Here is a 16,790-nt window from a genome sequence, read left to right on the forward strand (position 1 = left end):
ATCCACTTTTCGGATAATATATTTAAAAATTTATTACAGACAATTATTGAAATATGAATAGAATTAGAAAAGAATTAAAAAAGATTAAACCTCTTGTTGCATTATACAGAAAGCTGAGAAATATCTCAGGCAAGAAAAAACAAACCTATTTGGATCTTAAATATAAATTGGAAGAAAAGGATCGGAAAAGTGTAGCTAATGACAGTTCACTTAAAAAATTACATGAACAATTAGATGAATTAAAAGTAGCTCAATTACAAAGTTGGAATTCTTTTGTGTATTGTGAAGGATATTACTATCAGGGCTATAAACGAATAGGCATTCATGGTATAAAACCAACAGAGCCTAGAATGGAAAACTACGATATCGCCAATTACCTATCTAAAGATAAAACTGTTCTTGATATTGGTAGTAATGCTGGTTGGTTGGCTTGTTATCTTGCCGAATATTCCAAAGAGGTTGAAGGTATTGAATTAAATCCTTATTTAGTAAAAATGGGAGAAGCAACAGCCAAATTCTTAAATATATCTAATGTCAATTTTATTGAGGGAGATTTCACTAAATTTGAATTTGAAAATAAATACGATATTGTGTTTTCATTATCCAATCACTTTACCATAGATGGAAATTTGAATATTGGATTTGAATCATATATCAGTAAAATATTTAATGTTCTCAATAATGGAGGGATTTTGTTTTTTGAAAGTCATAATATATATGGTGATGACAAAGATTTGGATTTAAAGTTTGAAATTGCTAGTAAATATTTTAAGCTTGTTAAATTTAAAATGGTAAAAGCATTCTTTCCTCAAGATATTGATAAATTATTTGCTGTATTTGAAAAGCTAGACAAACCAGGCTCACCAGTAAAAACTACTTTCAATCTTGAAAAGGCACAAAAACAGTATCATTATTAAGGCCTTATATGAGTTCTAAATCGTTCAGCATGAATTATCAAAACGAGTCCTGAGATGAAAATTTTATTGTTATGTGGTAATACGAACAGAGCTAAATCTTATGTTGATGTATTGAGCAAATTGGATTTTGTAGAGCTTTCGTGCTTATATTACTATAATAAGGAAAGTTTTGAGAAAAATAACCAAATACAAATTGATGAGGCTTCCTCTTCTTATTTGAATCATTTAAATGTAATCACTCCTAATCTTTCAGAATCATTAGTAGAGAAACTTTCAGCTTTAAAGTTAGATTATGATTCGGTTGAAGAGTATAATGTAAATGCACCATTTATACTTAACAAAATTAAAGATGTAAAGCCCGACTATGTAGTTTATGCTGGATATGGAGGTCAAATTCTAAGTCCTGCACATTTTGACTTAGAAATTGATTATTTACACGCCCATCCGGGCTGGCTTCCTGAAGAAAGAGGTAGCACTACCTTATACTATAGTTTATTAAAAAACAAACCCTTAAGTGTTACTACATTTTTCATGTCAGCCGAAATTGATAAGGGGGGTTATGTGAACAGAATTAATTATCCTCAACCAACCCATCTTGTTGATATAGATAATTACATTGACAATGCATTACGAGCTGACAGCATGAAGAAAGCTTTGAGTCAACTTAACAAAGCAAAAGAAATTCATCACCCAGCACAGGATGAGGAGGATCAGGAATATTATGTCATACATCCTCTGCTAAAACATGTGGCTTTACTTTCAATCGATAATTAATTGGGTGAGTCTTTAAAAGCTACAGCCACAAGAGGAGTACTTTGGAGCGCTGTAAATAAATTTGCTACTCAATTTATGCAGTTTGGAATTGGCATTGTCTTAGCCAGACTGTTATTGCCATCTGATTTTGGCTTAATAGGGATGCTTTCCATATTTATTGCGATTTCCTCCACTTTTATCGATAGTGGGATGAACTCTGGCTTAATACAAAAGCAGCAAAGAACTGATGTTGATTTCTCTACCGTTTTTGTATTTAACCTGGTAATAAGCGCAGCCTTTTATCTTTTATTATTTATTTCAGCTCCTCTTATAGCCAGCTTCTTTAATCAACCGACTCTTGTACCTTTGACAAGAGTTCTTGGATTGAATTTAATTATAAATGCAGTTGCCATAGTCCAAAGAAGTAAATTGACCATAGCTATTGATTTTAAGTCATTGGCCATTGTACAAATTGTAGGGGTTTTCGTTGGAGGTGGAGTTGGTTTGATAGTAGCTTTCTATGGTTTTGGAGTTTGGTCTCTGGTTATACAAACACTACTTGGGGCATTGGCCAGTACAATTACTCTGTGGTATATGAGTAAATGGACACCTTCTTTGACATTTTCAAAAGATTCTTTCAAAAGATTGTTTGGATATGGCTCCAAACTATTATTGGCGGGTCTTTATGCACAGGCTTTCCATAATATTTATAATATCAGTATAGGTAAATCTTATCCTGCAGCTGAATTGGGATATTATACCCGAACCAAAAATTTTGCTGACATGACCTCCGGAACTATTGCTAATATACTTAAACAAGTTACCTTCCCCATCCTTGCAGGCTTGCAGGATGATAAAGAAAGAATGGTCTCGATTTATAGGAAACTTATCAGGATGACTTCTTTTTTTGTGTTTCCGGTAATGGTTTTACTTGCTATTTTAGCGGAACCTATTGTAATGCTGCTGTTAACAAAAAAATGGGCTACAGTTATACCGCTTTTACAATGGATGGCATTTGCAAGATTGTTTTATCCTATAAGCGGCATTAATATGAATATTTTGAATGCTGTGGGCAGGTCAGATCTATTTTTAAAAGTCGACTTAAGTAAAGCGCCTCTTATTATTATAGCTTTAGTCATTACCATTCCATTAGGGGTGAAAGCAGTAGTAATAGGACATGTAGTAGTTGCCACTATAGCCTTTTTTATTAATGCCTACCTTCCGGGCAAATATTTTGGGTATGGAGCTATTGAACAATTGAAAGATATGCTACCCATTTTTTTCATGACTATAGTGATGGCGATACCGACATTTATGGTTATTCAAGTTTTTGATAATTATTATGTGCAAATTGCGCTAGGTTGCACGGTAGCCTTTATGGTTTATGGTATTTTAAGTTACTTACTAAAGATGGAGGAATTAAAAGAACTAAAAACGCTGATTTATAAGTTTAAGAAATGAAGCGATTCTAAATTTTATTTAATAATACATGTAGTTTGATTAAAAGATATAGTTTGATATTTTAAGATCAAAAAGTAAAAAAAATAAAAGAAGTCCGTCACTGCGATTGTTAGTAAGCAAAAATATTAATATTATAATTAATGAGGATTTTACTTTTAGGTGATTATAGTGGATACGGTGTAAACTTAAAAGATGGTTTAAACGAATTAGGTCATGACGTAATGATTGCGTCCGGTGATGCAGGCTGGAAAAATTTCCCTTTTGATTTAAACATCAAGCCGAAATCAAGTAACGTTCTTAGATATGTGAACGATAGATTTTTTCCTTTTCGGTTACTATCCAAAATCACTGGTTTCGATATTGTTCAATTTATTGATCCTTATCCTTTTTATATTAATTACTTTCCTCGTAAATATTTTTATGAGAAGCTTTTTAGGGGAAATAGAAAGACTTTTTTGGTTTCTGCAGCTATGGATGCAATGTATTGGAAAAATGTGGAGCAACATTTTGCCTATACACCTTATAATGATATGAAGAAGTATGATTGGACACCATACCTTGATTTCAAACAGTCAGAAAAAGCATTTAATTTTAATAAATTTGTTGCAGATCAAGTGGACGGTATTATTCCAGTAATGTATGATTATGAGATAGCTTATATGGAAATGTATAAAAATAAGACAAAGACAATACCCTTAGCAATCAACCTTGACAAGGTAAAATATGAACCTTTGAAACCTGCTAAAAAACTCACTTTTTTTCATAGCTTAAATAGCTATGGCTTCAAAGGCACAAAGTATATTGAAGAAGCTTTTAGTGACCTAAAAAAAAAATACCCGAACGATATTGAGTTTGTATTAAATAAGAGAATGCCATTTCAGGAGTATATGACTTTATTGCAAAAAACTCATGTAGTTGTTGATCAGGTGAATAGTTATTCTTATGGAATGAATGCCTTGTACGCATTAGGGTCTGGCAAAATTGTTATGAGTGGTGCTGAACCTGAAGCACTAGAAGCCTTGGGGATTGAAAGTAGTCCTGTAATTAATATAAGACCTGATAAAAAACAAATTAAACAAGAAGTGTTGAAATTATTAGATAATAGAAATAATTTAGAAGATTTAAGTATACGTGGTAGAACGTATGTGGAGAAGTACCACGGTCATGTGGTTATAGCGCAAAAATATCTTGATTTTTGGTGTAAATTTTAAAGTAAAACAATGAAAAAAACAGTATTATTAATAGGTGGAGCAGGTTATGTTGGAACTGTGATTACATCACATTTTCTGAAATTAGGTTATAAAGTAAGAGTTTTGGATAATTTTGTTTATGATAATCAAAATTCTATTCAAGCCTATTTAGGAGATCCTGATTATTCTTTCACTTATGGGGATTTTGCAAAAACAGCAGATTTGGAGAAAGTATCGCAGGGCGTAGATGATGTGGTAATCTTGGGAGGCTTAGTAGGCGACCCTATTACTAAAAAGTATCCTGAAGCCTCAGAGAAGATAAACGATGAAGGTATAAAAACTTGTATCAACTTTTTTGATAATCAACCCATCAATAAGTTGATCTTCATTTCGACCTGCTCTAATTATGGTTTAATTAAAGAAGACGAGTTGGCAGATGAAAACTTCGAATTGAACCCACTTTCATTATATGCCAAAGCAAAGGTAGGAGCAGAGAAACACCTACTTGGTAAAAAAGGTAAAGCAAATTATACAGGAGTGGTTTTAAGGTTTGCAACTGCTTTTGGTTTATCGCCACGTATGAGGTTTGATTTAAGTGTGAGCGAATTTGTAAGAGACCTATTTTTTGGTGAAGAACTCTTAGTCTTTGATGAGCATACCTGGCGACCTTACTGCCATGTAAGGGACTTCGCTCGCTTAATAGATTTAGTTATTTCTGCTTCTAATGAAAAAGTGAATTTTGAGGTCTTCAATGCGGGGGGTGATGTAAATAACTTTACAAAAAAAATGATTGTGGATACCATTCAGAAACATATTCCCAATGCTAAAATTAAATTTGGAGAGAAGGGAAGTGACCCAAGAAATTATAAAGTATCTTTTAATAAAGTAAAAGAAGTGCTTGATTTTGAACCTCGCTTTTTGGTAGAAGATGGCATTAAAGAATTAACTGATGCTTTAAAAGTGGGTATATATAAAGATTCCTTAGAAAATAAAAGTAAGTACGGAAACTATGAAATTGAGTATTAAATGAAATACGATCATTTTATAAAGTTTGTAAGGGAAATGTATAGTACAGAGGAATTTATTCCTCTGCACGCCCCTGTTTTTCAAGGGAATGAGAAGAAATATGTGTCTGATACTATAGACTCCACATTTGTTTCCTCGGTAGGTGCTTATGTCGATAAGTTCGAAGAGATGGTGAAAGATTATACTGGAGCAAAATTTGCCATTGCTATTGTCAACGGTACTTCTGCTCTTCATATGGCATTAATATTAGCATGTGTGGAGAGAGATGACTTGGTTATTACGCAAGGATTATCTTTTGTGGCAACATGCAATGCCATAAGTTATATAGGAGCTGAACCTGTTTTTCTTGATGTAGATAAGCGAAGAATGGGATTATCTGTAGAGGCGCTCAAAGCATTTTTAAAAAATGTAAAGTTAGTAGACAATGTACCCATTCATAAACAGACAGGCCGCAAGATCGGGGCCTGTGTTCCTATGCATACTTTTGGATTTCCTTTGGAGATTGATCTAATTTGTGAACTATGTGCTGAATATAATATTCCTGTGGTGGAAGATTCGGCTGAATCTATAGGTACTTTTTATAAGGAGCAACATACCGGCACCTTTGGCAAACTGGGTGTTTTCAGTTTTAATGGGAACAAAACAATTACTTGTGGTGGAGGGGGTATGATTATAACCAACGATGAGTCATTAGGTAAAAAAGGCAAGCATCTAACAACACAGGCTAAAGTACCGCATAAATGGGATTTTAATCATGATCATATAGGCTATAATTATAGGTGCCCTAATTTAAATGCAGCTTTGGCTTGTGCCCAAATGGAGCAGCTTGAAAAAATTATTGAGAACAAAAGAGAGACGGCAAATTTATACAAAGAGTATTTTGCTTCTTCTGATATGCTGTTTGTAGAAGAACCAGCTAACAGCCGAAGTAACTATTGGCTCAATACAATTATTTGTAAAGATAAAGAAGAGCGAGATGCTTTTTTAACTGCTACCAATGAGCATAAGATAATGACCCGCCCAGCGTGGATATTAATGAATGAATTGCCCATGTTTGCTCATTGTATGCATGATGATTTAGAGAATAGTAAGTTTTTAGCTGATAGGTTAGTGAATATTCCAAGTAGTGTCAGAGGATAAAGATTTAATATTAATGGGTTATTCCGGCCATTCATATGTTGTAATCGACATAGCCAAATCTATGGGATTAATACCTATTGCGTATTTTGAATTTAAAGAAGCCTTGAAAAATCCTTATAACATTAAGTATTTAGGCAAGGAAAATGAATACACGGAGGGAAATGCGCTTCAAAACAAATTTGTTTTTCCTGCTGTTGGTGATAACTTAATTAGATCAAAATTAACTAAGTTAATAAAGCGAAATAACTGGAAGGAAACGGTTATTGCGGATTCTACTTCAAATATTTCATCGACTACAAGTATTGGGTACTCTACTTTAATTGGAACTAATGCTATCATCAATAGTTGCACAAAAATAGGAGAGGGAGTTATTATTAATACAGGTGCTACAATAGAGCATGCATGTATTATTTCTGATTACGTACATGTTGCCCCAGGGGCTATATTGGCTGGAGGTGTAAAGGTTGGAGCAATGACTTTTATAGGTGCAGGAGCCATAATAATTAACGGGGTTACTATTGGTAGTAACAGTGTAATTGGTGCTGGAGCTGTCGTTATTAATGATATTCCTAACAATCAAACATGGGTAGGTAACCCTGCAAAAAGAATAAAGTAATATGAACAAAGTTGTAATTATAGCAGAGGCAGGAGTAAATCATAATGGGGACTTTGAAAAAGCAAAAGAATTGATAAGAGTTGCTGCTGAGGCAGGTGCTGATTTTGTTAAGTTTCAAACTTTCAAAGCAAATAATATTGTTAGTAAGGAAGCGTTGAAGGCTGTTTATCAGTCCGAAAACATGGGAGATGAGGATAATAAACAGTATGCTATGCTTAAACGCCTTGAAATGCCAGAATTTTGGTATTCTGAATTAATTCAATATTCAAACGAATTGGGTATTGAGTTCTTGTCAACTGCTTTTGATGAACCTAGTATTGATTTTTTGAATGATTTAATATCCTTATATAAAATACCCTCAGGTGAGATTACCAACAAACCTTATTTGCAGCACATCGCCAGTAAAAACAAACCAGTAGTTTTATCAACTGGAATGGCGGATATTCAGGAAATTAATGATGCAGTAAAAGTCCTAATTGAAGCTGGGTTGGATAAATCGAAATTAAAGGTTTTGCATTGCAACACAGAGTATCCCACACCTATGTCTGATGTGAATTTGAAAGCCATGTTACACATCAGGAAAGAATTAGGCGTTGATATAGGGTATTCTGATCATACCTTAGGTATCGAAGTGCCAATTGCGGCAGTTGCTTTAGGAGCTACTCTAATTGAAAAACATTTTACTTTGGACAGGGAGATGCCGGGGCCGGATCATAAAGCTTCTTTGGAGCCTGAAGAACTAAAACATATGATACAATCCATAAGAAATATTGAATTGGCCATGTCAGGAACAGGAATTAAGGAGCCAAGCAAAAGTGAGACTCCAAATAAGGTAATTGCAAGAAAATCCATTCATATTCGTGATGATGCCGATGGTGGGTTAATTTTAAAAAAAGAACACTTAATAATGAAGCGCCCTGGAGATGGAATTTCACCAATGCAAGTAGATGATGTTTTAGGTAAAAAGTTAATAACATCATTAAGTGCGGATTCTAAATTAAAATGGGAATATTTAGAATGAAGAGAATTTTAGTACTTACTAGTTCAAGAGCGGATTATGGAATTTATCTTCCACTTTTAAAACAGTTAAAAGATTCAAAGGAAATTGACCTTCAAATTCTTGCCTTTGGCACTCATTTATCCAAATTTCATGGGTATTCAATTGAAGGTATCATCGAAGATGGATTTGAGGTAAATTATACTATTAGCAGCCTTGTTTTGGGTGATACAAAAGGCGATATTTCAAATTCCTATGCCCTAACAGCGCAGAAATTTGCAGATTTTTGGTCTAATCATTCAAATGATTTTGATCTTGTTTTTGTGTTGGGCGACCGATTTGAAATGGCCGCTGCAGTGGCAGCCGGTATCCCGTTTAATGTCGAGTTTGCTCATATCCATGGAGGAGAAACAACAACGGGGGCCATTGATAATATTTATAGGCACAGCATTACCTTAGCATCAAAAATTCATCTTGTCTCCCTTATTGATTATAAGAAGAGAGTAGAGTCATTAACTGGGGCTTCATCTCATAGCCATGTAGTGGGTGCTTTAAGTTTAGATAATTTAAAGAATGTTAAACTTTTAAATAAAATAGATTTTCAGAAAAAATGGAACATAGATGCATCAATTCCTTTTATTCTGATCACTGTTCACCCGGAGACTGTTTCTGCTGATAAAAATCAGTTATATTCTGATGAACTGTTGAAATGTCTATTATTTCTAGCTCTTGATAATCAATTAGTCATAACCATGCCCAATGCTGACACTTTGGGGTCATTATACAGAGCCAAATATAAACTGTTAAAGCAAAAGTTCCCTGAGAAGGTAACCTTAATTGAAAATTTTGGAACACAATCCTATTTTACAGCTATGAAATACGCCAAATTTTTGCTGGGTAATACCTCAAGTGGTATCATAGAAGCGGCAAGCTTTAATAAATTCGTAATTAATATTGGTGATAGGCAGAAAGGGAGAGTAGCAGGAGAGAATGTAATACATACTGATTTTAAGGCAGAAGCAATATTAAAAGTAGTAGAACAAATAGGAGATAATCAATTTAAAGGTGAGAATATTTATTTTAAAGGTAATGCTTCTGAAAAAATTGCGCAAATAATTGAAAAGTTATGACCTTTAAAAAACATTTAATAAAACAAAATTGCACGGTAAAAGAGGCTTTGGCAAAGCTTGATCTACTAGCAGCGGATGCCATTTTATTTGTGGTAGATGAGGATCAGAAATTAGTGGGGTCACTTACAGATGGAGATGTAAGAAGGGGTTTATTAAAGGATATGTCAATTAATCAAAAAGTTGTTGATTTTATTCAGCCCAATCCCAAGTACATTATTAAATCAAATTATAAGGTTGAGGATTTAGATAAGTTTAGGAAAGCCAATTTAAAAGTTATTCCTGTTTTAAATGATACTCACCAAGTTATAAATGTAATCAATTTTCGATTTTTAAAATCCTACTTACCAATTGATGCAATTATTATGGCAGGAGGAAGAGGTACAAGGTTAAAGCCTTTGACAGACAATACGCCTAAACCTTTATTAAAAGTAGCGGAAAAACCCATCATTGAGCATAATATAGATCGATTGATTAGCTATGGAATAGATGACTTTTGGCTTTCTATAAATTATCTAGGTGAACAGTTGCAGAATTACTTTAAAAATGGGGAAAGTAAAGGAGTTCAAATTAATTATGTTACAGAAGATAAACCTTTGGGAACTGTAGGGGCTGTTCGATCTATAGAAAACTTGCAACATGACACAGTTTTAATTACCAATTCTGATATCTTAACAAATCTTGATTATGAGGATTTTTATCAGGATTTTCTTCAATCAGAAGCAGATTTAAGTGTAGTTACTATACCGTACGAAGTCTTAATTCCTTATGCTGTTTTAGAAACACAAGAGGAAAGGGTTAAATCTTTTAAGGAAAAGCCTACTTACACATACTATTCAAACGGTGGTATTTATCTGGTTAAAAAAGAATTATTGAATTTGATCCCTGAGAATGAATTTTATAATGCGACAGATTTAATGGCAGAATTGATTAAACAAGAAAGAAAAGTGAAATCTTACCCTTTAAGAGGCTATTGGTTAGATATTGGAAAGCACGAAGATTTTAAGAAAGCACAGGAAGATTTTAAACATATCAAGTTTTAATGAAGCCTTTAGTAGTTATACCGGCAAGAGGTGGCTCAAAAGGAGTGCCACGTAAAAATATTAAGGAGCTAGGAGGAAAGCCTTTGATTTATTATACCATTGAAGCTGCCAGAGAGCTCTTTGATGATAAACACATTATCGTGAGTACAGATGATGATGAGATTAAAAAAATTGTGGAAGAGACAGGTCTAAAAGTTCCATTTTTGAGGCCTCCCGAATTAGCTACAGATGAAGCCGGTTCGCAAGATGTATTACTACATGCAATTAATTATTCGCAAGAAAATGGTTATGATCCTGATACGCTAATTTTATTGCAACCAACATCGCCTTTTCGTACAACCAAACAAATTCAAGATGCTCTGGGATTGTTCGATAATACGTTGGATATGGTAGTCTCTGTTAAGGAAACCAAATCAAATCCATATTATGTGTTGTTTGAAGAAAATGAAGAAGGATTTTTAAGGAAGTCTAAACAAGGGGATTTTACTCGGAGACAAGATATCCCTAAGGTATGGGAATATAATGGAGCTGTTTATGTGATAAATGTTAATTCCTTAAAGAAAAGTCAAATCCATCAGTTCGATAAGATATTGAAATTTGAAATGAGTCAAAAATCTTCACATGATATAGACGATTTATTGGATTGGTTAATAGCAGAAAAATTACTGGATGAGGATTTTACTTAATTTTAATTATGATAGAAATCAATGGCTAGAATTATTGAAGCCACTATTTCCGTCTAATGAGATTCATTGGCTTCGTTATATTTCTAAAGCCGAAGACCAAAATGCTCATTTAGTTAACCATCATTATCATTATTGGTCTGAATATTTTAATGCTCAGGGAATTCTATGTGCTATTAATCCTGATGTTATTATAATAATGGATAACAAATCTCCATTATCAATTGCTTTGATCTATGCTGCAAAAAAATCCAAAATTCCTGTCTATTATTTACAACATGGAGTTTTAGCCAGTTTTAAAGATTATAAAATTCTAGAGGGTAATCTTAAGAAAATAGATAAAAATAGAATTGAGAAATTAAGTGAACTCAAAGCAAATGCTGGTTTCAGTACCCTTTCTTTTTTCAGAAATTCCTTAGGATCCAGATTTTTTAATCCAAAAATATTTCTTTATTTATTTGTAGCTAAAAAATATGGTGAACGCACAGCAGCATATTTAATTAAAGACAAAATAAGAATCCCTGACAAATACCTTTGTTTTAGTAAAGAAAATGCGCAGCTTAACATTGAATTAGATGGAGATATTGAAAATAAGATACATATTGTGGGTTTTCCAGAGCTTGAGAAAATCGTAACGGAGTATGAAAAGTTAGCAAATCAGAGTCTGGATTCAGATTATTGGCTTCATATAGATCAACCGCTATCAGGTGGTGATTTAGGAGAGGATTTTATCTCACACAAAGAACATCATGATATTTATTTAGCTTTATCAAAAAAGGCAGCTCAGCATAACTGCAAGCTTTATGTGAAATTACACCCAGGGAGCTTTGCTAATCAGAATCTACCAATAGATAATAATATTATTTGGTTAAAGGAAGTCGGTAGTTTAGCGTCCTTAATCAAAGGAGCTAAAATTTGTTCTGGCTTTTATTCTAGTTTATTATTATGTTGCATTGCATTTAAACCTACTTTGTTATATAAGATCTTTGATATTTCTTGGTATAAAAATATGTCGAAATATTCAAATGTTCAAATTATTAATGATATGAAAGGTTTAGAAAATTTAAATACACTTCCTCCTAATCCATCCTCTTCAGAAACCTCGTCTTTTTTGAAACAGAATGGCTATTTTGAGAATGAATATTTTGAAGAAAAGCTAATTCGAAATTTAAATAGTTAGGAGATTTTTAAATTCTAAAATACCAATGAAAATCTTACATATACTCTACTCAGGACATGGTGGATTGGGAACTTATTTCATGAACTTTGTCAAGAGTGATCAAGAAAAGCAATTTGAACATTTTGCTTTTTTTTATGGAATAGAGGTCTTGAACAAAGAGTTAGAAGAGTTTTGTATTGATAACAAAATTCAATACCAATATCTGCAAAAACGATCAAAAATTGATTTTAGAGCTTTGAAAACCGTAATGGCTTTTCAGAAAAAGCATCAAATACAATATTTGCTTTTACATACCTTTAGTTTAAGTCTATTGACTTTATTAGGTCTATTTAAGAAATGGAAATTAATAGCTTTCGACCATACTAACTTAGCCTATAAAACCACAATTGAAAAAATTTTCACTTTACTCAATCATTTGTTTACGCACAAAATGATTTATTTTTATAAAGGACATTTTGAGCAAATCAAAAGTATTTTTCCTTTTTTAAAGTTTGGTAAAAACTCGCACATTATTCCTAAAACGGTCGATATTAATTACTTTAAGCCTCCAAATGAAAAGATAAGAAATGATGTTTTTACTTTGGGTATTACAGCTAGGCTTATTCAAGGCAAGAGACACGATTTAGTAATAGAAGCTCTTGCAAAGCTTAGGGATATAGGGATAAAAGTTAAATTGAAAATTGCGGGTACTGGTCCTAAAACAAACGAAATAAAAGACTTGGTGAATAAATTAAATTTAGATGATCAAATTGAATTCACGGGCTTATTAACCCGAAATCAATTGCTTTCTTTTTATCAATCTTTAGATGCTTATATTCATGCTTCAGAAGGAGAAACCATCTGTTATTCCATTATGGAAGCTCAGGCGTGCGGATTACCTATTTTAGCTTCTGATGTAGAGGGAATTAATAATGTGATTTCAGAAGAAACTGGGGGGATTTTATTTGAGAACAAAACAGAGGATTTAGAACTCAAAGTTAGGCATATGGCTAATATAGAATCAAAAACGGAAGACTTCGGTACTAAGGCTAGATATTCAGCGATGAGGCAGTACAAAAACTATAACAATTCAAAAAGTTTATTTGAGATTTTAAGGAATGAGTAAAAAGGGAGTATATTTTTATGGTTTAGATGCTTATCGTGGTTTAGCTGCCATTTTGGTAATCATTGGTCATACAGAGTTAATTAAAAATTTTAATTCTCTGAAAAATTTTTTTGAGGAAGGCCCTTTTATTTTTCATTTGGGTGAAATTGCAGTTACCTTCTTTTTCGTTTTGAGTGGATTTCTTATTACCTATTTAATCTTAGAAGAGGAGAATAAAACCGGGAGATTAAACGTTCGCAAGTTTTACCTTAGGAGATTATTAAGAATCTGGCCGGTCTACTACTTAATGCTTTTCATTGGTTTTTTTGTATTTCCTTATAGCTGGGACTTTTTTAATTTTTGGCCTCAAGAAATTTCTGACAATAATTTTTCTTCCGCTTTTTTGTATTACTTATTTTTTTTACCGAATGTCTCCACAGTTTCTAATCCTGTAGGTTTCCAATCCTGGTCGATCGGAGTAGAAGAGCAATTTTATTTGTTCTGGCCTGTAATTTTTTATTTTATTTTATCCAAAAGGTATAGGTTTGTAATTTTAATTATAATTTATTTAGCACTCCCAATAATTAAAATTTCTCCCAAATTTCTAGATTATGAATTCTTATCAACACTAAAAAATTTTTTTGTGAGAGCTAGATTCGAAAACATGGCTCTTGGAGGTCTTGCTGCCTTACTTTTTTATAAGAATTGGGTTGCAAATAAAAAGAAGTTGATGGCATTTGGAATCGTGATCTTAATATTTTTTTTAATTTTTGAAATTGAATTACCGCTTAATTTGGAAACCATAATATACCCTTTATTATTTGTTAATTTAATTTTGTTCACAATCATAAATTCATCCTCTAAAGGGTTTTTGGAAGCAAAGCCATTTAAATATTTAGGTAAAATAAGTTATGGTCTTTACATGTATCATCTAATACCAATATACATTTTAATAAACTTTTTTTATCCGGATGGCCGTCTATTTTCGAATGTGTTCATCAATCAAGTTTTATTTCATTTATCAGTTTTGGCATTAACAATTATGGTTTCTTCACTTAGTTATCATTTCATGGAAAAGCCTCTATTAAAATATAAAAATAAATTTAACAGAATTGAATGAAGATACTCTTTATACAAAAAGAAGGCGGAATTTTTGGAGCCGAAAATTTTCAGTTGAACCTTATTCCAGCTTTGATTGACAAAGGAATTGAGATTGAATTTTTACGACTGTATACAAATTATCAAGGTGGTATTAATGGTGATTTTATTGATCGGCTCAACAGTATGGGTGTAAAAACGCATCAAATAAATATTGGGAAGTACCCTAAGCTAAGTGCTCTGAAGGTTATTAAACGTCTAATAGAGGAGAAAGAATACGATTTAGTGCATTCTCACCTTATTCATGCAGATTTACATTTGAGCTTAATAAAACTCTTCTTGAGAGGAATTAGCTGTCCCTGGGTCAGTACCAAGCATGGTTATGATAACGATTTTACCGCTAAGTATGGCTTTAACCCGAAGAAGCAAGGGCTTACACCCTATTTCTTATTGGTAAAATTGTCCGAAAGACTTTGTGACCGTTCTTATACGATCTCTCATGGATTGCGGAATTTTTTTATAGCTACTAAAGCCACTACGGCAGAAAAGATGGACTTGATCCATTATGGTTTTGATTTACCTGAAATTACGACTGATTTTGAAGATCCCGCCTTTAATGTTTTCCAAAAGCAAATAATTATCGCTGGTCGACTTGTGAGTTTTAAAGGGCATCGTTACTTATTAGAAAGTTTAGCCAAAATGAAAGATGAATACCCTGATACTGGATTGGTCATTGCGGGTTCAGGTAAAGAAGAGGGGTCTTTAAAAAAGCTAGTACAGGACTTGGGCATAAATGAGCAAGTACATTTTGCTGGTTATAGTAAAGAGATCACTAAGTGGATGTACAATTCTGATGTTGTCGCTGTCCCGTCTATTTCAGAGGGTTTTGGAGTGGTTTTTTTGGAAGCTTTTAATTGTAAAAAACCTGTTGTAAGTTGGGATGTACCAGCCGGAAATGAGTTGATGAAGGATGGAGAGACCGGATATTTGGTAGCGCCTTATGATACTCAAGCTTTAGCTGATAAGATGGCCTATATTGTAAATCATCCTGAAGAGGCACAAAAAGTGGGTTTAGAGGCACATCAAGAGCTTAAAAATTATTATAATTTAGAGCGTATGACCAAAGAAACCATTGACTTTTATGAATCAGCATTGATTTAATGGGCGCCATAATAGCCATATTGCTGTTGATTGGTTTAGCGCAATGGCTAAAATCCTCTTATATTAAGAATCAGCCACAGTTAAATAGGAGGTACAACTGGGGTGTTTTTTTTCGAATTCTGGGAACTGTAGGCTATATAGTCTATGCTCGTTTTTTCAGTGGGGGCGGTGTAGATGCCTGGATTTATGATAACTGGGCAGCCAATTTTGCGGAATATTTTAGAGCTTTTGATTTTTCTCCTTTTTATGTAGAAAGTATGTGGCGAAATGGTCAATTGTTTTATACCAATTTTGTAGCCTACCCTGCAGCATTCTTTATGATTTTTACTTTCGATAATGAGTTTGGGATATATCTGCTTTTCAGTGCCGTTTGTTTTGCCGGATTGGTGCTTTTATTTAAAGCATTTCGAAAGAACTATTTCTTCCTCGATCAAGCTAACCTCTTATTTTGGGTGTTGCTTTTCCCCGCTCTATGGTTTTGGACTTCTACTATTGGGAAGGATGCCTTTATGTTTTTAGGTATGGGAGTAGTTTGCATGGGGATTCACAATAAACGTTTGAACTATATTTATATAATTGTTGGTCTCGCTATTTTATATGCTTTCCGACCACCCACAGCTTATGTGGCGGTTTTAGCCTTAAGTTCATTTTTTATTTTAAATATAAAGGACAATTGGTTGATTCGTATTTTTAAAATTACAGCCGGTATCGTAGTCATTATTTTATTAGCCAATTATTTATCCGATCAATGGGGAGTAGAAGAGTTTTCAAATCAAGAATTAACAGAACTGCAAAGTGGAACTTTAAGAAATAATGAGTACGGTACAGGAGTATTAGACGAAAAAGCTGGTGGTATTGGGTCTATTCCTCAAGGGATAGTAGATGTATTGGCACGTCCGTTTTTGTGGGAAATAAGAAATGTACTGACGGCCGCAGCTGCAATAGAAATCAATGCGGTTTTATTGTTGTTAATTATAAAGAGAAAATCGTTTATGCGATTTGTAAAAGATAGTTTAAGTCATAGGTTATCGACCTTTGTGCTAGCTTTTGTGTTTATTTATGTGGTTACTGTAGGCCTTTTTGAAAATAATATTGGCCTTATCGCCCGACATCGCTCCATTATTTTTCCTTTCCTGTTCCTTATGGCTTTTGCTTATGATGATAAAGTCAAAAGAGCCTATCAGCAGTTTATGTGGAGAAAAAGAAAGCAAGCTGTTGAAAAACTAACCGCTGAGACGCTAAGGCGCAAAGAGGCCCAAATTAATAATTAATAATTAATAATTGGATAATTGTTAATTTGGTTTGGTAATTCTT

The 16,790-nt window shown here is 33.2% G+C and carries 15 protein-coding genes; all 15 read left to right on the plus strand.

What is annotated here, in order from left to right; all coding sequences use genetic code 11:
- Positions 1-53 precede the first annotated feature (53 nt).
- The 15 genes from AAC601_RS09590 to AAC601_RS09660 all read left to right on the plus strand — a co-directional run bounded on the left by AAC601_RS09590 (position 54) and on the right by AAC601_RS09660 (position 16,747).
- Positions 54-917 (plus strand): class I SAM-dependent methyltransferase, encoded by an 864-nt coding sequence (locus AAC601_RS09590; protein ID WP_340153098.1) that lies wholly within the window; start codon positions 54-56, stop codon positions 915-917.
- Positions 918-971: 54 nt separating this feature from the next.
- The gene (locus AAC601_RS09595) at positions 972-1,691 is read left to right on the plus strand and encodes a hypothetical protein (RefSeq protein ID WP_340153099.1); all 720 of its coding nucleotides are present in this window, start codon (positions 972-974) and stop codon (positions 1,689-1,691) included.
- Positions 1,692-3,131 carry a lipopolysaccharide biosynthesis protein gene (locus AAC601_RS09600; protein WP_340153100.1) on the plus strand — a complete coding sequence of 480 codons (1,440 nt, stop codon included), beginning with the start codon at positions 1,692-1,694 and terminating at the stop codon, positions 3,129-3,131.
- A 140-nt stretch (positions 3,132-3,271) separates the two neighbouring features.
- Positions 3,272-4,342 (plus strand): hypothetical protein, encoded by a 1,071-nt coding sequence (locus AAC601_RS09605; protein ID WP_340153101.1) that lies wholly within the window; start codon positions 3,272-3,274, stop codon positions 4,340-4,342.
- Between the two features lie 9 nt (positions 4,343-4,351).
- Positions 4,352-5,347: an NAD(P)-dependent oxidoreductase gene (locus AAC601_RS09610; protein WP_340153102.1), complete on the plus strand. Its 996-nt coding sequence runs from the start codon at positions 4,352-4,354 to the stop codon at positions 5,345-5,347.
- Complete coding sequence (locus tag AAC601_RS09615; protein ID WP_340153103.1) at positions 5,348-6,487, plus strand: LegC family aminotransferase; 1,140 nt, start codon at positions 5,348-5,350, stop codon at positions 6,485-6,487. It begins immediately after the preceding gene.
- The gene (locus AAC601_RS09620) at positions 6,474-7,103 is read left to right on the plus strand and encodes a NeuD/PglB/VioB family sugar acetyltransferase (RefSeq protein ID WP_340153104.1); all 630 of its coding nucleotides are present in this window, start codon (positions 6,474-6,476) and stop codon (positions 7,101-7,103) included. Before AAC601_RS09615 ends, AAC601_RS09620 begins: the two co-directional genes overlap by 14 nt.
- A 1-nt stretch (position 7,104) precedes the next feature.
- On the plus strand, positions 7,105-8,124 hold the full coding sequence (gene neuB, locus AAC601_RS09625) for an N-acetylneuraminate synthase (RefSeq protein WP_340153105.1): 1,020 nt from the start codon (positions 7,105-7,107) through the stop codon (positions 8,122-8,124).
- A complete protein-coding gene (gene neuC, locus AAC601_RS09630; RefSeq protein WP_340153106.1) occupies positions 8,121-9,230 on the plus strand; it encodes a UDP-N-acetylglucosamine 2-epimerase in 1,110 nt (369 codons plus the stop codon). The genes neuB and neuC overlap by 4 nt, the downstream gene beginning before the upstream one ends.
- Positions 9,227-10,270, plus strand: coding sequence for a nucleotidyltransferase family protein (locus AAC601_RS09635; protein WP_340153107.1), 1,044 nt, complete (start codon positions 9,227-9,229; stop codon positions 10,268-10,270). Before neuC ends, AAC601_RS09635 begins: the two co-directional genes overlap by 4 nt.
- Positions 10,270-10,956 carry an acylneuraminate cytidylyltransferase family protein gene (locus tag AAC601_RS09640; protein ID WP_340153108.1) on the plus strand — a complete coding sequence of 229 codons (687 nt, stop codon included), beginning with the start codon at positions 10,270-10,272 and terminating at the stop codon, positions 10,954-10,956. Before AAC601_RS09635 ends, AAC601_RS09640 begins: the two co-directional genes overlap by 1 nt.
- 34 nt (positions 10,957-10,990) lie before the next feature.
- Positions 10,991-12,133, plus strand: a complete 1,143-nt coding sequence (locus AAC601_RS09645; RefSeq protein ID WP_340153109.1) for a hypothetical protein — start codon at positions 10,991-10,993, stop codon at positions 12,131-12,133.
- Between the two features lie 25 nt (positions 12,134-12,158).
- Positions 12,159-13,238 carry a glycosyltransferase family 4 protein gene (locus tag AAC601_RS09650; RefSeq protein ID WP_340153110.1) on the plus strand — a complete coding sequence of 360 codons (1,080 nt, stop codon included), beginning with the start codon at positions 12,159-12,161 and terminating at the stop codon, positions 13,236-13,238.
- Between the two features lie 1,095 nt (positions 13,239-14,333).
- The gene (locus tag AAC601_RS09655; RefSeq protein WP_340153111.1) at positions 14,334-15,476 is read left to right on the plus strand and encodes a glycosyltransferase family 4 protein; all 1,143 of its coding nucleotides are present in this window, start codon (positions 14,334-14,336) and stop codon (positions 15,474-15,476) included.
- Positions 15,476-16,747 (plus strand): hypothetical protein, encoded by a 1,272-nt coding sequence (locus tag AAC601_RS09660; protein WP_340153112.1) that lies wholly within the window; start codon positions 15,476-15,478, stop codon positions 16,745-16,747. The genes AAC601_RS09655 and AAC601_RS09660 overlap by 1 nt, the downstream gene beginning before the upstream one ends.
- The last annotated feature ends 43 nt before the right edge of the window (positions 16,748-16,790 follow it).

This window comes from uncultured Marivirga sp. (assembly GCF_963974845.1).
GTDB lineage: Bacteria > Bacteroidota > Bacteroidia > Cytophagales > Cyclobacteriaceae > Marivirga > Marivirga harenae.